Genomic DNA, 21,056 nt, shown 5'->3' with positions numbered 1-21,056 from the left:
CCTTGCATTATTTAAAGAAAAAAGATGCCGTTTCTTTAAGGTTCAACGCAAAAATTCTTAGTTTTACCCACGTAAATTTACTTTTAATTAAAAGGAAAATATAAGACTTTAATAATGAAGACAGTTCAATTTAGAGAAGCCCTGAGAGAAGCGATGTCAGAAGAGATGCGTCGTGATGAAAATGTATTTCTAATGGGGGAAGAAGTTGCCGAATATAACGGTGCATATAAAGTTTCGCAAGGAATGTTAGACGAGTTTGGAGAAAAACGCGTTATTGACACTCCTATTGCTGAACTTGGTTTTACTGGAATAGCAGTAGGTGCTTCAATGAATGGTTTACGTCCAATCGTAGAATTCATGACATGGAACTTCGCTATTTTGGCAGCTGACCAAATTATTAATAGTGCAGCGAAAATGTTGCAAATGTCAGGTGGTCAATACCATTGTCCAATCGTATTTAGAGGTGGAAATGGTACAGCTGGACAATTAGGAGCAACGCATTCACAAGCGTTTGAATCTTTTTATGCGCATGTTCCAGGATTAAAAGTAGTAACTCCATCAAATCCAGCTGATGCTAAAGGATTATTGAAATCTGCAATTCGTGACGAAAGTCCAATCGTTTTCTTGGAATCTGAGAAAATGTACGGAGATAAAGGTGAAATTCCAGAAGGAGAATACCTTATTCCAATTGGAGTTGCTGATGTAAAACAAAAAGGAAGCGATGTTACCATCGTAACTTTCGGAAAGATCATCAAAGAAGTTTTCAAAGCAGCAGAAGAATTAAAGAAAGAAGGAATTGTTTGTGAAGTAATTGATTTGCGTACTGTAAGACCAATCGATTATGAAACAGTTGTTGAATCAATCAAGAAAACAAACCGTTGTGTAGTTGTTGAAGAATCTTGGCCACTAGCGTCAATTTCATCTGAAATAGCTTATCATTTACAGCGTTATGCATTTGATTATTTAGATGCGCCAGTAATGAGAGTAACACAATCTGATACTCCATTCCCATTCTCTCCACCGTTGATGGAAGAAGCGTTGCCAAATGTAAGTAGAATCATGAAAGCAGTAAAAGCGACAATGTATAGAAATTAGAATTTTCATAATATATTTAAAATGAAGTCCAGGCGTTAATGTCTGGACTTTTTTTTGTTATTGTGAATTAAAAAAAGCGCTACATATGATTTTGAGGGGTTTTGTTCCTGTTTTTTACCAAGGACTTTAGTCCATGGTTATTAACATGTCGCTCTTCTGGATCTACTTAATTATACTAGCTGTAAAAGCTTTTGATTTGAATAAAAATTTAGGTTAACAAGTTAGGTCGAAAATCAATACTGATGATTAACTAATTTACGGATTATAACAATTAATCATCATACAATTTTTACGTAAAATTGAACTCTTGCAAAAGAAAGAGGGGATTCCTCTGGTGCCGAAAATCATAGATTTTGTCATCATTCGGAATGACAGATCATGTGCGGGTTTTCAGCAACCTTCTTCCCACCTAACGCTCGAAAACCCTGTCATTCCGATGAAGTGCAACGACTGAGGAATCCCTTTTAAAAGAATTAAGGCTTAGCTTTGCAACCCATTAAAATGATTATCCACACAAAATCATATAGCGTCTAAAAGATTCCATTCCTTTGATTTTCCCCCTAAAGAATTAGGATAATCCTCTCGCTCGGTTTCTTTTGAAAAGATGCAGTCAGAGTATCACCTTTACGGACTTGTTTTCTTAAAATAAAACAATTAAAATTAGAATTTAAATTGCAATTTATAAATTTGAGTTATCATAATTATCTCAACAAAAAAGTCCAAACATCTCTGTCTGGACTTTAATTCATACGTTTAATAACTATTTAAATAACCTTTAAACTCTATTTAAACATCACTCTACTCGTTCCGAAATTCGTTTTAGAACTTGTGATATTGAAGAACAACACACCTTTTGGTTTTTCTAAATCAAACTGTAATTCATTTCTTCCCTTAGTCAATTTAACTGGAGCAGAATAAACAATTTTCCCAGTTATGTCATGAAGTGTAACTTTCGCATCACTTTCTTCTTCGCTATAAAGAACACATTTAAGGTTTCCATTTGACGGATTAGGATAAACGATAAATTCATTACTCATCGTGCTTAGGAATTCTTGATAACCATCAGGAGCAGATTTTGTGAACTTAACACCTTCAATAGTTAAGTCTAAATCATTTGTTTCAGCTTCAACGGGAAGAAAAGTAAACGTTAACATAGTTAAGTCATTTGCTTTTATGGTTTGCATTGTTCCTGTAGAATTAAAGTAATCAAAAGGAATGTAATAGGTACGTTCCTCTTCTAACACATTTATAGTTGCTTTGTATTGGTTTTTCCAATTCTCAACCGAAGATTTTACTAAACCTAATTCAAGTAATCCACTTCCTTTAGCTGTGAATGATAAGAATTTATAAGCTGAATAATCTTCAGGAGTATTTCCTGGTAACAAAGACTTATAAAGCGTTAAGTAATCAAATTCACTGTGTGCTTTAATGTGCACATTCCTGTGAATCGCCATTTCGTTTTCTTCATAAACTCTCTCAAAATCATTTGAAACAGTATATTCTTCAATGGTAGTAAAAGTAGGGTCAAAATCTAATCCCCAATTACCATCTGCATGATAAAAAGCATCTTGAATTTCTCCATTTACTTTTATTAAAGCATCATATTCATAGCCATCTTTAATTTCAAAACTTACAATTTGTTCTCTTTCAGATTTAAAAGGATTATATCTTAAAGCAGATCCACCAGTTTCAGTATAAACTTCTTCCATCGAAATTTCAATACTTTGTTCTACAGCGGTGCTTTTAAGTTTTATAACCATATCTATACCTTCTCTAGAGACTTTCGCTGCATAAGTTTTAGGTAATTTTTGAATTTCAGTTTGATCAATGTTTGTATTAGAAATTAAATTATTCAAAATATCTTTGACTAACTTATTTGTCTCTTCTGGCGAAGTAGTCCAAACTTGGAAATTATAAACTTCATCAGATTTAGTAAACTCATTTACATACCAATTCGTTTGAAGAGAATAATTTGTTTGATCTTCATTTTTTCCTACTACAAAAGAAATAGCATATTCCACATCTCCATTTCTTTGTTTTATAGCTTGTGCAAGGAAATTATAACCTTCAATTTGAACTGTATTAACGTTTAGAATTTCAGCGCCATTTAATCTGTCACATGAAGCTTTGGTATGATTGTAAACTTTGTCAATTGTTTTAATACCTAAAACAACACCTCTTGTTTTTTCATTAATAGAAAAGTCTACGCTTAAAACTTCTTCCGCTGTAGTGTAATCTAGAATATCTGTAGGAGAAGAAATGTAAGCATTATCTCCAACTTCTAATTCTGTTGGAAACATTTCTAAAAGTGTTTGGCTATTGCCTCCCCCTTTTGTTGCGTTAGACAATAATTCGATTTTATTATACTTTAAAGCGCTTTGCTTATCGAATATGGTAGGAATGCTTTTCATTTTTCGATTAGCGTATTGTTTTGATACAGCATCTCCTAAACTTTCACTTTCTAAACCACCATTATTTCCTGTACTTACTTCATCGGAAGCGATAACAACAGGAATCATATTGGTGTTTTCACAGCCATTGTTATCAATTGTCGTAACAATAACTTCATAATATCCAGCTTGTGTAAAGTCAAAACTCACGTTACTTTGATTAACAAACAATCCTGATCCAATGGAAGAAAGTTCCCATAAAAAATTACTAAATTGATTGCTATTGGTTAAAGTAAAGTACTTGGTAACTGTACTCGTTCCAACGCCTGTTGTTGTTACAGTAACTATTGCATCAATAGTTGGGTGAACTGTTATTTGTAATGTTTCAGTATCACTTCCGTATGTATTTGTAGTCGTTAAAGTAACAGTGTAAGTGCCTGCAGAAGCATAAATATTTGAAGGATTCATGTCTGTACTTGTTGTACCGTCTCCAAAATCCCATAAATAACTTAATGGAGCAGAGGGTTGAACAGCACTTCCGGTGTTGGATGTATTATTAAACTGAAACTGATTGTCATTTAAGCATTGAGAACTGTTTGTAGTATTAAATTCTGAAGTTGGTGAAACTCCTGGAGCTGGCGCGCAACCCGTAATAGAGGGTGCGAAAAGCGCATAATGCATTTCACCTCCTTTGTGATTTAATGACTTACCAATTACTTGTCCTTCTATATTAGATTGATTTACTATTTTCTCAATGTCTGCAAAAGGAGCATAAACAGTTCCTTCAATTGTCGAGTTTCCTTGGATTTTTAAGTTAGTTGTATTGTAGAAGTTATATAAAATATAAGGGCAGTTTTGAAATCCAACACCTGCTTGGTTCCATACTTTCCAGTTGAAATTTCCTGGCGCATTCACGTTGATAATTAAAACCTTAGAAGCGCTAGGTTGCTGATTATATGTAAATACTTGAACATTATTCATGTCAGCTCCAGTAACATTCAAATAATTAATTCCGTTCTGAAGATTGATTTTAACTTGGCTTGGAAGATTTGTGTTTGGAATGGGTTGACCGTTAGGATTTGTCAACTGAGCATTTCCAGAACATTGTGCTATACTTGAAGAAATACTTCTCATTTTTTGAAAAGCATTAGAGAAATCTACAAGATTTCCTTCAAATACGGGATTATTATTTACTCCAACACCGAGTTGATTGGAATTTGCCTGTAGCATGATTCTCGGAGAAGAATTGTAGTTTGAACTCGGTGTAATTCGAATAGGTGAAGCAGCATTGTTTTGATCATAATACCAAACATTTGAACCTTGACTATTTCCAATTTTTACATACGTGTTTTGATTTACATATAATTGATTTCCTGATTCATATTTTACTAATCCACCCACCAAAAGTCCAATCTTAGTTCCGTTTACCAAAAAGTTACCACTGTGGTTTGTTGCTACTTGATAATTGCCTTTTAATATTAAGTCGTTACCACAAGCAACCGGTCCTTCCGACTCATTCGTAGAAAGTGTCATGTCGTTTTCTATAAAAACGTTAAACCCTTTTGCAAGATGTGTAGGACTTTGACCGAATGTTAAGGTCGAACATAAAATGACAATTGCTGACAAGAAAAAATTCAACTTAAGGTAGATTCTAACCATAATAATGTAAATTTATTTACATAAATGTAATGTTTTTAATTAGATGATAATATGTGATTACCTATTTATTTTCTATAATGATATGATTTGAGGTGCTTTATGTACTGCATTGAAAATCCACCTATGATCTGTTATTCCAACTGTTGTCAAAATCTAAGATTTTAAGCACCAGAGAAATCCCTTTTTCCTCTTTGCAAGAGTTCTATATTAACTAAAAATTGAATGATACGATTAATGGTTGTAATTGGTAAATTAGTTAGTCAATATTATTGTTTTACGACCTAACTTGTTAACCCTAATAAATAATATTTTATTCAAATAAACACTCTGCCAAATTATCAATTGCCAATTACCCCAACACGTTAACCATTAATAATTAACCATTAATAATTAAATATCATCTCATTTTCCCGCGTTTATTCAAAAACTGAACTAACAATTCATTCAAAGGCTTATTCGTATCCAACTCATGAAAGTCAATTCCATAAGCTCCACATTTCTGTTCTAACTCCTTGAAATAGTCACCAACTTGCTTGATATAATGCTCCTTTACTTCTCCAGGAATCAATTTCATTTCCTCACCTGTTTCCATATCCACCAAAGTATACGGACGGTTTTCAAATTGAAAATCTAATTCCTTTTTCTTATCCACAACATGAAATAAAATCACTTCATGTTTGTTGTGCTTCAAGTGTTGAAGTGCCTCAAAAAGTTTGTCTTTATTTTCTGGATCATTTAACATGTCAGAAAATACAACAATCAAACTTCTGCGTTTACACAATTCAGCAATGTCGTGCAAAACCTGAACAGATTCAGTGGTTTTTGCTTCTTTTGCTTCGTAATTATGAAGTGACTTTTCTAATTCTGATAAGATATAACGGTGATGTGTATTCGAAGATTTATTTTCAGTATGTAGATCTAATTTATCTGTAAATAGAGAAAGACCAACAGCATCACGTTGACGTTTCAATAACTCCATCAAAGAAGCGATTCCATAAATACTGTATTTCAACTTGGACCAATTGTCATCATGTTGGAAATGCATAGAACTCGAAGTATCCAAAACAAACTGACAACGTAAATTCGTTTCTTCTTCGTATTTCTTTGTGAAAAGTTTATCCGTTCGGGCAAACAATTTCCAATCTACATGTTTGGTAGATTCTCCAGTATTGTACAAACGATGTTCGGCAAACTCAACAGAAAACCCATGAAAAGGACTCTTGTGAAGTCCAGTAATAAAACCTTCAACAATTTGTTTAGCAAGAACCTCTAAGTTCCCAAATTGCTCTAAATATTCACGGTTAATTTGTTCAGCCATGGGGGAAAGATAATAATTAAATTACGAATGAAATAATTACGAATTACGAATTAAAAAAATCTATTTTAATCCGCGTTTTTTAAATCCCATGTCATCCGCGAGTCATTTCACCTAACACCGAGTCATCTCAACGCCCAACAATTCGTAATTCGTAATTAAAAAATTCGTAATTGTTTTTAAGGTTTATAATCCTTCAACACCGACTTCCTCCCAATCGCCTCCGTAATATAATCCACACTCAACTTCGGACTTCTCGCTGGCGAGTGACTTCTGCCATAAAATATAATCTGTAAATGCAATTTGTTCCACTTTTCTTCTGGGAAGATTGCTTTTGCATCTTTTTCAGTTTGTGTTACATTTTTACCATTCGTAATTCCCCAACGATAAAGCAAACGGTGAATGTGAGTATCAACAGGAAACGCAGGATAACCAAAAGCTTGTGACATTACGACAGAAGCCGTTTTATGTCCAACGCCTGGCAAGAATTCTAAATCTTCATAATTATCAGGCACAATTCCGTCATGTTTGTCAATCAAAATATGTGATAAATTAAATATAGCTTTTGATTTTTGAGGAGACAGTCCACATGGTTTAATAATCTCACGAATTTCTTCGATAGAAAGTTTAATCATGTCATAAGGATTATCGGCTTTTGCAAAAAGATGAGGCGTAATTAAATTCACACGAACATCTGTGCATTGCGCCGATAATAAAACAGCAATTAATAAAGTAAATTCATCTTTATGATCAAGTGGAACTGGGGTGGTGGGATACACTTTGTCCAATTCTTCCATTATAAATTTTGCCTTTTCTTTTTTGGTCATTTCTTTAGTTTAAATCCATTCTTTACAAATGCCACAAACTCTTTAAAAACATTTTTGTCAGTAACTAAATCCTTAGAAACTGAACCAAAAGTTTTCGGTGAATCTGTTGCTAACTTTTTAGGTTGTAAACGTTCACCTTGAGGTTTCATTTGAGAACCAGGTTTTGGAAGTGGATTGTCTTTCTTCTGCTGACCGTTAGTTTGCTGTCCATTATTAGAAATAAAATTATCTTCTCTAGCTTCTAATTCATCCAGTTTACCCAGCATGTCGTCTTGAATTTCTGCAAGTCTATCCGCTCTTTCGAAATTGTCTTTCGCTTTTTTCTGATAACCGCGTTTCTCCATGAGTAATCCCAAGTTATTATGAGAAATAGCATCATCCGGATCAACTTGAACCGCTTTTTCGTACAAAACTATTGCAGCATCAATATCTCCAAAATAATCTGTTGCATAAGCCAAAGCAGCATAACGAAAGCCATAATCTTCATCTAAACGAAGAGATAACTCTAAATCGTCAATACACTTTTTCTTTTGATTCAAGTGCAAATAAAGCACTCCTCTATGCGAAAGAATATCCGGATGATTTGGATCTAGTGTCAAAGCTTTATTGAAAGCAAGCAAAGATTTTTCAAACTTTTGCTCATCCAATAGCTCTTGCGCTTTTTTATGTTCTGAATTAATATACATTTGCGTTTCTTAATTAATGATACAAAAATATGGACTTTCCCCAATATAGAAAACGATTTGACAATAAGTCTTTTTACAAAGTTACTTCATTTACCACGTTCGAAGAAGTTCAACTAGTAGGTAAACGTTTTTTAATCCATCTTGTTCATGCAAAAAAGTATTTCGAGCAACTACAAATTCAAGATATGCTAACTTCAGAAATGGAAATGTACCAAAGGAGTGAAGAATCGGAGTTTGAAGAACAATTTCAAGCTGCGAAAATGTTTATTGAGAATAAGAATAGTTGAAAATCTCAATCTTGATTAGGTAAGTTTATTGGGCTCAGAAATAGTTAAAACCATGTAAATTAGCATATCTAGATTTAGTTTCTAAAAACCTTTATATCAATCATTAGATTTTGACGTTAGAATAAAGTCTGCGGTGCATAGCGTTGCACAGAACTTGTCGTGGTGAGCTTGCCGTGATGTCATTCCCGGTTAAAAATTCGTTTGTCAAATTGTTGCAAATAAATTTTAATGCGGGATCCTGCTAGTATTAAAGGATGATTGGGTTACTCACTTAAATCGCAAAACCTTTCTTATATTTCTTTACTTCCAATATAGAAACCTATTAACACGGCAGCGGAAGATCCATAAATTCATATTAAAGAAGTAAAATAGATCCTTCGGAAAACATAAAATTTTTGATTTTTTGATTGAAGGATATTTACATGAGTAAGCCTAAGGGATTAATCTTCTCATGTTTGATCAAAGCTTCCAGATCCGAACGGTTATTTCTATTGAAGTCTTTTAATTCAGATATCATCAATGCAAAATTTGACGATGATTAGATCTAAGTCGTAATAATCTATTTCCTTATCGTAGGAAACTTCGCTGGTGTCCAAATTAGAATCAAAAAAGTTATTACTGCCATTATTGTAATTCCAACATAAACGGAATGTGTAGAATCAAAGAATATCTCACGGAGGAATAAACGCAATTCAGCGCTAGTTTCCTTGGATTGCATAACATCGACCACTTGATTGACTGTTGGTAATTCAGCTTGTAAACTTTGAGGTACCGACTCCATTTTTGATTTAATTCCATAATTGAAAACCACTGCAAATATTGCTGCTCCTAAACTTTGTCCAAAATAACGAGAGAAAATATTTGCTCCAGTGACAACTCCACGCTGCTCATATTCAACGGTTGATTGAACTCCGACCAATAATGGAGTGGAAATTAATCCAAACCCTGCACCCATCATCATTTGAATAGTAACCAAAGACCAAGCAGGTCCCGGGAATTGAATAAAAAGAAAGTTAAATGTTCCAATTGCTACAATTATAATTCCACACAATGCAGTATTTCTGAATCCAATTCTTAAATAGAGTTTACCCGATAAAGCAGATGAGAGCGGCCAAGTGATACTCATGCTTGCGAGAATAAATCCTGCTGCAATTGCACCAACTCCGGTTACTGATTGTGCGAAAACGGGTAAGTACATGCTTGGTCCCATCAAAATCATTCCCATTCCTATTGTTGCTAAGTTTGAACCTAATATTGCACGTTTTTTCCAAACCCAAATTGGTAAAATAGGTTCGGCAGCTTTACGTTCAATGCGAACTGTTATGTAAATCAAAAGGGTACACAACGATAAAAACCCAAGTGTTGTGAAGGAAAGCCATGGCCAAGATTTTCCACTTTGAAGAAGGGTAAACATAATAACTGTCGCCGTGATTAACATTGAGATTGCTCCAGCCCAATCTATTTTTGGACGTTTTAAAGTTTTTCCCTCGTGTAAGAATTTTACAATTAAAATGATTGATAAAATACCGAATGGAATATTGATGAAAAAGATCCAGCGCCATGATGCATAATCTGCTAAAGCTCCACCTAGTGTTGGCCCTAAGATCGCGGCAATTCCCCAAACACTGGAAAGCCAACCTTGTATTTTTGCACGTTCTTCAATGGTGTAAATATCTCCTGCAATAGTATTAACTGTGGCCATGATTGCTCCAGCTCCAACAGCTTGTAAACCTCTGAAAACGATTAATGATGGCATATTCCAAGCAAATCCACAAGCCGCTGATCCCAATAAGAAAATAATTATTCCAAAGATAATGATTGGTTTTCTTCCCAGTAAATCTGCCAGTTTTCCATAAAGTGGAATTGTAATGGTTTGAATTAACAGATAAATAGAAAAAAGCCAACTGAATAAAGAAAATCCGCCTAAATCACCTACGATTTGTGGAATTGCAGTTGCAACAATAGTATTGTCCATCGCTGCAAGAATCATAGTCATCATTAAGGCGGCTAAAATCCAGTTTCTGTTGAGTTCTTTTTTTTCTACTTCCATTTTTTTTATCGACTAGCAAAGTTAAGATTTCAATTAGGTTTAGTCGTTTTATAGAATGGACTAATAGAAGATTTGATATGTTTTGACAAATGGTGGGGTTTAGGTAATGTTTGAATTATCTGTGAGCAGACTAGAGACAGCAAAGCAGTGCTTTGTTTTAGTAATATGCCGCTTCTCTGGAGCTTGAGTTGAGTTGTGATTGGATGGTTGATTTTGGTAGTTTGTTTCTGTTAACTATTAATATTTCGCTCCTCTGGAGCTTTGTTTGGTTTTGTTGGTTTTTATTTTTGAGCTATTAATATTTCGTTCCTCTGGAACTTGGTTTGTTTTTTTGGATTGTCTGTTAACTATTAATATGTCATTCCTCTGGAGCTTGAATTGTGATTTGCTGGTTGATTTTGGTAGTTTGTGTCTGTCTACTATTAATATGTCGCTCCTCTGGAGCTTTGTTTGGTTTTGTTGGTTTTTATTTTGAGCTATTAATATGCCGTTCCTTTGGAACTTGGTTTCTGTTAATTGATGATATGTTGTTCGTCCATAGCTTGAGTTGTGATTTGCTGGTTGATTTTTGTAGTTTGTGTCTGTCTACTATTAATATGTCGCTCCTCTGGAGCTTTGTTTGGTTTTGTTGGTTTTTATTTTGAGCTATTAATATGCCGTTCCTCTGGAACTTGGTTTCTGTTAATTGATGATATGTTGTTCGTCCATAGCTTGAGTTGTGATTTGCTGGTTGATTTTTGTAGTTTGTGTCTGTCAACTATTAATATGTCGCTCCTCTGGAGCTTTGTTTGGTTTTGTTGATTTTTATTTTGAGCTATTAATATTTCGTTCCTCTGGAACTTGGTTTCTGTTAATTAATGATATGTTGTTCGTCCATAGCTTGAATTGCGATTTGCTGGTTGATTTTTGTAGTTTGTATCAGTTAACTATTAATATGTCGTTCCTCTGGAACTTTTTTTGGTTTTTTTGATTTTTATTTTGAGCTATTAATATTTCGTTCATCTGGAACTTGGCTTCTGTTAATTAATGATATGTTGTTCGTCCATAGCTTGAGTTGTGATTGGATGGTTGATTTTGGTAGTTTGTGTCTGTCTACTACTAATATGCCGTTACTCTGGAGCTTTGTTTGGTTTTGGTGGTTTTTATTTTTGAGCTATTGATATGCAGTTCCTCTGGAACTTGGTTTGTTTCTTTTAATTATTGATATGCCGCTCCTTAGGAAGCTTAATCCATTTAATGGTTAATGTCTCTAAAAACCCCTTTAGGGGTGGAATATTAGTATCAACCTAATGCATTTATGATTTTAAAGCTCCGTAGGTGCGACATATTTTTCTGCTTTATCTAAATTGATTTAGAAAACGTAACGTATATCATATTCGATTTCGTTAAGGTCTAAAAATTTAAGATATTCTTCTCGAAATGTTCTTTTCTTATGATGAATTTCTTGATTTTTAATATATTCTGTAACCATTGGTAATTGCGAATATCCTAATGAAAATGCGCTAAAACCAGTTTGCCATCTGAATTTAGCTTTGGTTAAATTGTTTTTATTTATCCATTTTGAAGAATTACATTTTACTTCTTTTACTAGAACTGATAGATTAAAATCTGGTACTGCTCCAATTAATAAATGAACATGGTCAGGCATTCCATTAATAATCATAACTTTTTGATTGTTAGATTTAATAATGCCTGTAATGTATTTGTATAATTCATCTTTCCATGTTGAATGAATTCCATAATCTTTGTTTTTTACAGAGAAAATTGCGTGATAATAAATTCGAGAATATGTGTTAGCCATAATTTAAGTGATTTAAAGGTTCTAAATTAAGGTAGTGAAATAAATGAGTTTACCAGTAATTTAATTCGTTTATTTTTTATTTCAATGGGATTTATAGTGAATACTGTATTGATGAATAAATGATTATATTTTTACTATTGCTGAATAGAGTGGAGGGAATAAGGCGCTGCGTTGTTTTATTAATATGTCGTTCCGCTGGAACTTTGGTTGATTTTTTGTTTGTATCTGTCAACTATTAATATGTTGCTCCTCTGGAGCTTTGTTTGGTTTTGGTGGTTTTTATTTTTGAGCTATTAATATTTCGTTCCTCTGGAACTTTGGTTTGTTTCTGTCAACTATTAATATGTCGCTCCTCTGGAGCTTTGTTTGGTTTTATTGATTTTTATTTTGAGCTATTAATATGCCGTTCCTCTGGAACTTGGTTTGTTTTGTTGGTTTGTGTCTGTCAACTATTAATATGTTGCTCCGCTGGAACTTGGTTTGTTTTGCTGGTTTGTGTCTGTTAACTATTAAAATGTCGTTCCGCTGGAATTTTGGTTTTTTTTTTGTGTCTGTCAACTTTTAATATATCATTCCTCTGTATTTTTATTTCTTTTATCGACATTTTTTATAAAACCTCTGCAGATGAGTGATTAATAATAATTTAATTGTTTAAATGCTACTTAGTTTCGATATATTCCATGACATTTATTAATTCAAAACTTTGTTTATTTCTATATTTGGCAAGTGAATAATAAAATCCTTGTTTTAGACAATTATGATTCGTTTACTTACAATTTGGTTCATTATATAGAATCAAGTGGGGAGTATGAAGTGGATGTTTTTAGGAATGATGAAATCACTTTGGATGAAATTGATAAATATGAAACGATTGTACTTTCTCCAGGGCCGGGTTTACCAGAAAATGCTGGTGTTTTAAAAGAAGTAATTAGAAAACATGCTCCACATAAGAAGATGTTGGGAGTGTGTTTGGGAATGCAGGCAATAGGGGAGGTCTTTGGTGGGGAATTGGAGAATTTAGCTCAAGTTTATCATGGCGTTTCAACTGAATTGACTGTTGTTGATGCGAATGATCCATTGTATTTTGGTCTGCCTCAATCTTTTCAGATGGGAAGATACCACAGTTGGATTATTTCGAATGAAAATTTCCCTAAAGAATTAATCGTTACTGCAAGAGATGAAAATAACCAAGTAATGTCATTGAGACATGTGACGTACAAACTATATGGCGTTCAGTTTCATCCAGAGTCGGTGTTAACTGAATATGGTAAAGAATTAATTGATAACTTTTTGAATATCAAGTAGAGATTTATTGATCACAGAAATATGCGCTTCAGTGCATCCATCTTTGGCTTCTAAAAAGTTTCATATCAAAAAATAGATTTTAGATGTTAGACAAAAGACAAAAGACTAAAATTTGTCTAACATCTAACATCTAACATCTAACGTCTTTTTTTGTCTAACGTCTAACGTCTAACGTCTAAAATCTAAACATCTAACATCTATTGTTAGTTATAGAATTTTATTCTCATTTGAATCTATACTACTTTCAGTCCGTCGTGGTTCATTTTCGATCAACAAAATATAGCAACTTTGGATTTTCATTTCCTCAAGTAAACATGTGAATAACAATCATAACACTGTTCTGATAATACTAATGTTCTGTTGTCAGCAAATTCAAAGGAATGTGAAATTTCTTTTTTATAATCTTTATCATTAAAGTAGTAGATTAAATAATCATTTCCTGTTTCATAAATTGAAGGTGATATTTTAAAAAAGAATTGGCTTACTTGACTAATCTCTTCATCAATGAATAGGTAATGCTTTCCATTTTTATCAAATTTAATAGATTGATTATAGTCCTCTGTTTTTGGTGTTTTTATAGGAAATCCAAAACCAGCCGTTGAATAACTCCATTCCCATTCTCCTATTAGCTTACTACATTCGTCATTGGGAGCCTCAATATCTTTTTCACAGCCAGTAAAAATGATACCGGTCAGCAAGACAATTGTTATGAAAAAGTGGTTTAGAGTTTTCATTACCCCTAAAAATACACAACAAGGTCATTAAATGCAAATTTAGATGGGTAATTATTTTTTTAAAATACTGTTTTACAAAATGTTGGAATTTTCTAAAGACAGTTCTAAAGCATTACTTCCAAAATACTTTAGACTTTTAATTTATCCAATTTTTAAGTTGGACATCATTTTTACGAACTAACTATTAGTTTTTTTCTTGCTCCTTCAAATATCACAAAGTAAATTCCAGGCTTTAAGTTATTTTTGAGTTGAATATTTGATTCAAATTTGGATATTTTTATACTTTTTATTAAAACACCATTTGATGCATAAATTAAAAGCTCCGCATTCTGATTCTGTGTATTCAATTCTTTAAAATGAATCACCTCGCCTTGTCGAATAGGATTTGGCGACATTTCAAAATTAAGAGTAAAATTGCATTCTACACTTTTTACTGGAAAGTATTCAAATAGACCATCAAAATCAGTTTGCTTCAGGCGATAATACGAAACTCCATAAAAAGGATTCTTATCTAAATAAGAGTAAATTGATTTTGAACTACTGTTTCCTGCTCCATCAATATTACTAAGTGTTTCCCAATTTAAACCATTGCTACTGCGTTCTATGGTAAAGAAATCATTGTTTGTTTCAGAGGCTGTTACCCAATTCAGATTAACCACTGATTTATATTCATCTGCCTGAGCAGAAAATGAGATTAATTCAATAGGAAGATAGGCTGATAAAACTTCTGATAAAATATATTCGTCATAAAATGTTCTGTTGGAACCTGATCCATCCATGGTTGTTCCAATGGTCATATTTCCTCCGTTCGACCAATCCATAACTTGTCCAGGCGTTCCATTATATGTCCACTTAATATCTCCGTCGACGTCTAAAGTTCCTACTCCTGTAAATTGATTATATCTAAATCTATAAACTCTAAAAACTCCATCACTTGGAATAGGATACACATTTCCAGCGTTTACATCAATATAATTTGGTGTATTTGTCTCATCTTTGAGTCTAAACTTAACTGTCAAAAAGGAAGCGTCTAAAAATGAAAAGTAACTTCCTCTTTTCATAAATGTTCCAACAGATTCATCTCTTTGATATGCGACTGACAGTTCAATTCCATCCAGGTTAAAGATTGGATTATCTGTAAATATCATTATAATATCCATTTTAGGAAGCCCTGCATTTAGTCCTGTAGTTCCGCCATAACCATTAACATCAACTTTAGCACTTGATGAAATACTTAACGCGTTTGGACCCACATCAGCAATTGTGGGATCAAGCGAAATATCATTCCAAGAGAATTTTGAAACGATTACAGAATGTTGAGAATTAACATTGTAACTAATTAAAAGTGAGATTAGTAGTGCAGTGTAGTAGTAGATTTTCATACCTAAAATTTCGACTAAATTAAGTAAAATACTTATTTATTGAGGAAATAAATAATCATAATTTTGAATAAATTCACCATTTATTTTATATTCGGCTAAACATGAGAGTTTTAAAATCTACAGCTAAATATATCTTTGCGTTTTGTAGCCACTATTGATTTTCTCGATTGCTTTCATTTTTGAATATTGGGTAGAACATTCTTAAATTAAATTTTTCATAATTTAACTAGAATTTGAGATGTCCAAATTAGAAGAATTGTTAAATTTTTAAGAAGTTTAACTTTTAAAATCAACCACTTGAATTGATGTTTGATCGGAACAATTTTATCTGTAGAGATAAGTGCAAAACCCTTGTTGTTAGGTTGATATAATGGTCTTTGTGTTTGGATTTATAAGATTTATTTAACTTAAATATTTTAGGAATTCGAGCTTGTTTACAATGCTAAGATTTTATCATAGTTAGGAATAATGATTTCTGTTTCGTATGTTTAACTATTAATTAACACAAAAAACTAAATTTTAAAGAGATGAAATTAACTAAGATTGTATTAACAGGAGTAATAGCAGCAGCATTGATGAGCACTTCATGTTCTTCAGATTCAAATGATGACATGGCTGGAGATGATGCATCTAATGACACTGTGCACATGAATCATTCTGATGAGCATCCATCTGATTCAGAACATCCAGCAGGAGACGATTCTAACGAGGAACATCCATCAACAGATGCAGAGCATCCATCAGATGGTACTCATGCTGACGGAGTTCATGAAACAAGTGCATTAGTTAAGCACGAAGAAGTGAAGTTAACACTTTTGCCGCCAGCAGTTACTGAAGCTTTAAAACAAGAAGAATATCTTGATTATAAAGTTGAAAAAGCATTTGTAATCAAAGAAAATGATGTTAAAACGTATGAAATACGTGTGAAAAAAGCAGATGTTCAATCAAAAATGCTTTTCAATGAAAAAGGAATCAGACTTGATAGATAATAGAAGGTCTATTTAGATTCAAATAATTTTATAATAAAAAGTCATACCCTAGCGGTGTGGCTTTTTGTTTTTTTAGTCTGATTATCATTTTTAAATGTAGATGATGATCTGGTTTTTTATCATCCGTCAGCTGGCGGATGTTTAGCACTAGCGCAGGATATAATCCTATGCTAATAATGATTACGAGATTTTAGTAATCTTGTGTAATATCAGTTGTCGGGTGCGGGCAATGTTGGGATTTAGGATTCTTGGTCTTTTTTCATTTTATATTTGCTTGTCCCGATAAAAATCGGAATCAGATAAAATATAAAATGAAAAAAGCCTCCACTAAAGTGAAAGCTTTTATTCTTAGTGACCCTGTCTAGATTTCAGATCGTTTAACGCTCCGAATTCCGAATAAAATCTTTACATTCTTTCCGAATGCCAGTCTTTTTTCATTTTATATTTACTTGTCCCGATAAAAATCGGAATCAGACAAAGTATAAAATGAAAAAAGCCTCCACTAAAGTGAAAGCTTTTATTCTTAGTGACCCTGTCAAGATTACAGATCGTTTAACGCTCCGAATTCCGAATAAAATCTTTACATTCTTTCAGAATGCCAGTCTTTTTTCATTTTATATTTGCTTGTCCCGAAAAAAATCGGAATCAGATAAAATATAAAATGAAAAAAGCCTCCACTAAAGTGAAAGCTTTTATTCTTAGTGACCCTGTCAAGATTCAAACTTGAAACCTCTACAGCCGTAATGTAGTGCTCTATTCAGTTGAGCTACAGAGCCATTTTTAATGTTTTTTAATCTTTCGCTAATCGTTCATAGCGAGTGCAAAAGTAACTCTTTATTTTCCAAAAACAAGTGGAATATGGAAAATAATTATCTTTTCTTTTGGCTTAATTTTAATGTGCTTGTAAATCAGTAGATAAAGAACAAAAATTTATTCTACCTCTGCCGAAATTCCACGATCTAACAATCCTGTACACATTCCAGTTAATTTTTCGAATTCACCCGATTTAACGTCACATCTGCCTTTGTAATGAATCAACATTGTACATTGTTCCGCCTGAACAGAATCATGTTTGCATATTTTAATTAATGATTCAATAACATAATCAAATGTGTTAACATCATCATTATAAACGATTAAATTATGTTCTGCAACTTGTTTTTCAACAACCTCTTCCTCAAATAATGTTTCTGTACTCATCTTAACTTTTTTCCATTGGTTTGATAATGCAAAAATACACTATTAATTAATCACCGCCAATTAATTTCACAAAGTCAAAAGCAAAATCGCAGCAATTGAAACAACTCCACCAATTATCTTTAAAGGAGTTGCAGCTTCTTTAAAAACTAAAATTCCAACTATAAAAGAAGCAATTACAACCCCAGTATTATTTACTGCATAAGTAACAGAATCCGATAAATCTGAAAATCTAATTGCCATCATTAAAAAGTAAATTGAGAAGAAATTTGGTATTCCTAGCAAGAAACCACCGATTATAGCACGTTTTTGTAATTGAATGTCTTTGCGCAAAACCTTAATCAACATAATGAATAAACCAATACAAGCAGCAATTCCAAATCCAATGGCTGAAAATAGAGCCAAAGAGAGTTCACCAATAGCTACTTTTTCAACGTAGTTTATGAGCGTGTCCAGTAATCCACCTCCGATAAATAAAACTATTAAAAACCATAGTTTACCTTTGCTCCCCTTGTCTTTAGCGACTTTCTTTTGATAGGTAATTAAAAATACGCCAATCAATGCTGTGATAACGCCTATTATTTTGGTTAAATAAACCGATTCATTATAAAGGAAAATAGCCGCGACAACAGGAATTGCCAAACTCATTTTTACCGTTACCGAAGTAATTCCAATTCCATTTTCTTGAGAACTTTTCCCCATCATTAAGAATAAACCAATGAACAAAGCGCCAACAATAAATACATACGGAATCCATGTACCTGTTGATAAATCTCCTGGTTTCCATTCATCACCGAAAAGTATGAATCCTACCGCGCAAGCAGTTATGTAATTGTATACGATTCCTTGAAAGACATTGATTTTAAATCGCTCAAAAGCTCTAAAAAACACCAAAATCAATGTGGAACTGGCAATGCTTAAAAGTAAATAAATCATGATTTACGAAAGTGTTGAATGATGTCTTTCCCAATATGCTCACTTGAAATTAAAGTTTTATTAGAAAGGGTAGGAGCTTTTATTCCATTTTCAAAAGTAGAACTTCCTATGAGTTGATAAGCTTCGTCCCACAAACCATCTTCAATGAAATGTGCATGCGTTTGAGCGCCACCTTCAATAAAAACGGATAACATTTTCTTGTCATATAGTATGGACAAAATATTCTCTGAGGATATCTTATCCAGTGTAATCAATTCAACATGATCTGGTAAACCTTTAATTTCAGATTTTAAACTGATTATAGTTGTTGGTTCACCATCTTGAAAAACTTTAGCATTCAGATTAACATTTCCATCTTGATCAATTACAAAACGATGAGGAGATTTCCCTGCGATTTTCCTCACATTCAACTGTGGATTATCATTATTAATAGTTTTCCAACCTACCATAATTGCTTGTTCCTCACTTCGCCATTTGTGAACATACATTTTCATCCGAGGTTGAGTAATCCAGTTAATTCCTTTATTTCTATCCTCAGGTAAACGGTCCATAAATCCATCTCTCGTTTCAGCCCATTTCAAAATCACGTAAGGACGCATTTTTTCATGATATGTAAAGAAACGCCTATTTAACCAACGTGCTTCTGACTCCAAAACACCAATTTCAACTGTTATTCCCGCGTCTCTCATGCGTTGAATTCCTTTTCCAGAAACTTCCGAAAAAGTATCTAAACAAGCCACAACAACACGTTTGAATTTATTTTGTACAATTAAATCCGCACAAGGAGGAGTCTTTCCAAAATGAGCACAAGGTTCTAAAGTCACATAAATCGTAGATTCAGAAAGTAAAGACATATCTTTTACAGAATCCACAGCGTTGACCTCAGCATGTGGTTTTCCATGTTCTTGATGGAAACCTTCACCGATAATTTTGTCATTGTGAACAATCACAGCGCCTACCATTGGGTTGGGTGCCGCGTTGACTCCTGCTAGTTTAGCGAGTTGGAGTGCGCGTTGCATGTATTTTTTGTCGATGTCGTTTTGCGTCATATTGGGTGCAATTTAAGGAATATATTAGAAAAATATTCTTCAATCCTCTCCCTTTTTCTATAGAATATACATTTAGGAATATTCAAAAAGGGATTCACAGTCATTTCACTCCATCCGGAATGACAGGTGTTTTATTTTTCCAAATAAACAACAACAACCCAGCCCACTGTCGTTACTATTACGATGAAACAATCGGGATGAATCATTTTTTTATTGGTTTAAAAAGTGAATGCGTATTTTCTAGAGTTAACATCTGCAATAAGGAGTAACCAAAAAAGGGATTCCTCAGTCGTTTCACTCCATCGGAATGACAGCATTGAGGAATCCCTTTTTTACTAGTTTGAATAGGGATTGTTTTCCTTTAGAGTTAACATCTACAATAAGGAGTAACCAAAAAAGAGATTCCTCAGTCGTTTCACTCCATACGGAATGCCAGTGTGTATTTGTTTGAGGTGTGAGAAAGCAGAAAAAGCTTCGCTTTTACACCTCTTTCCCAATAAACCACCTATTCGACTGTCATTCCGAAAATGCACAGCATTGAGGAATCCCTTTTTTTCTAGTTTGAATAGGGATTGTTTTCCTTTAGAGTTAACATCTAGAATAAGGAGTAACCAAAAAAGAGATTCCTCAGTCGTTTTACTCCATACGGAATGCCAGTGTGTATTTGTTTGAGGTGTGAGAAGGCAGAAAAAGCTTCGCTTTTACACCTCTTTCCCAATAAACCACCTATTCGAATGTCATTCCGAAAATGCACAGCATTGAGGAATCCCTTTTTTACTAGTCTGAAAGGGAATGTTTTTTTTTAGGATTACCATCTACAATAGTAACAAACCAAAAAAGAGATTCCTCAGTCGTTTCACTCCATCGGAATGACAATATGTCTTTGATTGGTATGGGAAAGAATTGAAAAAGCTTCGCTTTTCCAACTCTTTCCCAAAAGTGCGCCTCACCAGCTGTCATCCCGAACAGCGCTTAAAATCTGTGATTTTCAGTGGTGGAGAAATCTCTTTTAAATATATTAGAAATTGTTTAAGGGCGCTTCTAATTCTCTCCACTGAGGATTCACCTTATTTATAAGTTTATTCTTTTTTGATCTATTATAACTCTTAATCTGTTGTTCTCTTTTTATTGCCTCATCAATTGAGGTATAAGTTTCAAAATAGATTAGTCTATTAATGTTGTATTTCTTTGTGTGGCCTTCAAAGTATCCGATCTTATGCCTATGAACTCTTTGTGAAAGATTACTAGAAGATCCAACATAAAGCAATTTATTACTATAATTGGACAACATGTACGTGAAATATAATTTAGTGGTTTTCATACTTATCAAGTTAGTAATAAATATCAAAACATA

The 21,056-nt window shown here is 33.3% G+C and carries 16 protein-coding genes and 1 tRNA gene; 4 read left to right on the top strand and 13 right to left on the bottom strand.

Going from position 1 to position 21,056, the window contains the following annotated elements; all coding sequences use genetic code 11:
• The first annotated feature begins 114 nt into the window (after window positions 1–114).
• Window positions 115–1,095 carry a pyruvate dehydrogenase complex E1 component subunit beta gene (locus ERX46_RS11145; protein ID WP_130093947.1) on the top strand — a complete coding sequence of 327 codons (981 nt, stop codon included), beginning with the start codon at window positions 115–117 and terminating at the stop codon, window positions 1,093–1,095.
• Window positions 1,096–1,877: 782 nt separating this feature from the next.
• On the opposite strand, the gene ERX46_RS11140 is transcribed toward ERX46_RS11145, so the two are convergent.
• The 4 genes from ERX46_RS11140 to ERX46_RS11125 all read right to left on the bottom strand — a co-directional run bounded on the left by ERX46_RS11140 (window position 1,878) and on the right by ERX46_RS11125 (window position 7,972).
• A complete protein-coding gene (locus tag ERX46_RS11140) occupies window positions 1,878–5,144 on the bottom strand; it encodes a choice-of-anchor A family protein (RefSeq protein WP_130093946.1) in 3,267 nt (1,088 codons plus the stop codon).
• A 397-nt stretch (window positions 5,145–5,541) separates the two neighbouring features.
• Entirely contained in the window at window positions 5,542–6,462 is a 921-nt protein-coding gene (locus ERX46_RS11135; RefSeq protein ID WP_130093945.1) for a DUF58 domain-containing protein, read from the bottom strand.
• Between the two features lie 176 nt (window positions 6,463–6,638).
• Window positions 6,639–7,286, bottom strand: a complete 648-nt coding sequence (nth, locus tag ERX46_RS11130) for an endonuclease III (RefSeq protein ID WP_130093944.1) — start codon at window positions 7,284–7,286, stop codon at window positions 6,639–6,641.
• Window positions 7,283–7,972 (bottom strand): tetratricopeptide repeat protein, encoded by a 690-nt coding sequence (locus tag ERX46_RS11125; protein WP_130093943.1) that lies wholly within the window; start codon window positions 7,970–7,972, stop codon window positions 7,283–7,285. Before ERX46_RS11125 ends, nth begins: the two co-directional genes overlap by 4 nt.
• Window positions 7,973–8,001: 29 nt before the next feature.
• On the opposite strand from ERX46_RS11125, the gene ERX46_RS11120 reads away from it, so the two are divergent.
• Window positions 8,002–8,259, top strand: a complete 258-nt coding sequence (locus tag ERX46_RS11120) for a hypothetical protein (RefSeq protein WP_130093942.1) — start codon at window positions 8,002–8,004, stop codon at window positions 8,257–8,259.
• 559 nt (window positions 8,260–8,818) lie between these two features.
• Here the strand turns inward: ERX46_RS11120 and ERX46_RS11115 are convergent.
• Together ERX46_RS11115 and tnpA are read right to left on the bottom strand one after the other, a co-directional pair.
• On the bottom strand, window positions 8,819–10,309 hold the full coding sequence (locus ERX46_RS11115; protein ID WP_130093941.1) for an MDR family MFS transporter: 1,491 nt from the start codon (window positions 10,307–10,309) through the stop codon (window positions 8,819–8,821).
• A gap of 1,351 nt (window positions 10,310–11,660) precedes the next feature.
• Window positions 11,661–12,110, bottom strand: a complete 450-nt coding sequence (tnpA, locus tag ERX46_RS11110) for an IS200/IS605 family transposase (protein WP_130093940.1) — start codon at window positions 12,108–12,110, stop codon at window positions 11,661–11,663.
• Window positions 12,111–12,836: 726 nt separating this feature from the next.
• On the opposite strand from tnpA, the gene ERX46_RS11105 reads away from it, so the two are divergent.
• Window positions 12,837–13,415 carry an anthranilate synthase component II gene (locus ERX46_RS11105; RefSeq protein WP_130093939.1) on the top strand — a complete coding sequence of 193 codons (579 nt, stop codon included), beginning with the start codon at window positions 12,837–12,839 and terminating at the stop codon, window positions 13,413–13,415.
• A gap of 296 nt (window positions 13,416–13,711) precedes the next feature.
• On the opposite strand, the gene ERX46_RS11100 is transcribed toward ERX46_RS11105, so the two are convergent.
• Both ERX46_RS11100 and ERX46_RS11095 read right to left on the bottom strand, forming a co-directional pair.
• Window positions 13,712–14,149, bottom strand: a complete 438-nt coding sequence (locus tag ERX46_RS11100) for a hypothetical protein (protein ID WP_130093938.1) — start codon at window positions 14,147–14,149, stop codon at window positions 13,712–13,714.
• 170 nt (window positions 14,150–14,319) lie between these two features.
• Window positions 14,320–15,531 carry a T9SS type A sorting domain-containing protein gene (locus tag ERX46_RS11095; protein WP_130093937.1) on the bottom strand — a complete coding sequence of 404 codons (1,212 nt, stop codon included), beginning with the start codon at window positions 15,529–15,531 and terminating at the stop codon, window positions 14,320–14,322.
• Window positions 15,532–16,058: 527 nt separating this feature from the next.
• Between ERX46_RS11095 and ERX46_RS11090 the strand changes: the two genes are divergently transcribed.
• Window positions 16,059–16,520 carry a hypothetical protein gene (locus ERX46_RS11090; RefSeq protein ID WP_130093936.1) on the top strand — a complete coding sequence of 154 codons (462 nt, stop codon included), beginning with the start codon at window positions 16,059–16,061 and terminating at the stop codon, window positions 16,518–16,520.
• A 702-nt stretch (window positions 16,521–17,222) separates the two neighbouring features.
• On the opposite strand, the gene ERX46_RS11085 is transcribed toward ERX46_RS11090, so the two are convergent.
• From ERX46_RS11085 to ERX46_RS11065, 5 genes are all read right to left on the bottom strand, one after another.
• A tRNA-Arg gene (locus ERX46_RS11085) sits at window positions 17,223–17,296 on the bottom strand.
• A 154-nt stretch (window positions 17,297–17,450) separates the two neighbouring features.
• Window positions 17,451–17,720: an ATP-dependent Clp protease adaptor ClpS gene (locus ERX46_RS11080; protein ID WP_130093935.1), complete on the bottom strand. Its 270-nt coding sequence runs from the start codon at window positions 17,718–17,720 to the stop codon at window positions 17,451–17,453.
• 66 nt (window positions 17,721–17,786) lie between these two features.
• Window positions 17,787–18,653, bottom strand: a complete 867-nt coding sequence (locus tag ERX46_RS11075) for an EamA/RhaT family transporter (RefSeq protein WP_130093934.1) — start codon at window positions 18,651–18,653, stop codon at window positions 17,787–17,789.
• Window positions 18,650–19,702: a bifunctional diaminohydroxyphosphoribosylaminopyrimidine deaminase/5-amino-6-(5-phosphoribosylamino)uracil reductase RibD gene (ribD, locus tag ERX46_RS11070; RefSeq protein WP_130093933.1), complete on the bottom strand. Its 1,053-nt coding sequence runs from the start codon at window positions 19,700–19,702 to the stop codon at window positions 18,650–18,652. The genes ERX46_RS11075 and ribD overlap by 4 nt, the downstream gene beginning before the upstream one ends.
• 1,018 nt (window positions 19,703–20,720) lie before the next feature.
• Complete coding sequence (locus ERX46_RS11065) at window positions 20,721–21,023, bottom strand: GIY-YIG nuclease family protein (RefSeq protein ID WP_130093932.1); 303 nt, start codon at window positions 21,021–21,023, stop codon at window positions 20,721–20,723.
• Window positions 21,024–21,056 lie beyond the last annotated feature (33 nt).

The sequence above is a fragment of the Brumimicrobium glaciale genome, from assembly GCF_004152935.1.
Classification (GTDB): Bacteria; Bacteroidota; Bacteroidia; order Flavobacteriales_D; family Crocinitomicaceae; genus Brumimicrobium; species Brumimicrobium glaciale.
Note: the sequence above shows the minus strand (reverse complement) of the source record. Positions and strands in the feature narration are given on the sequence as shown.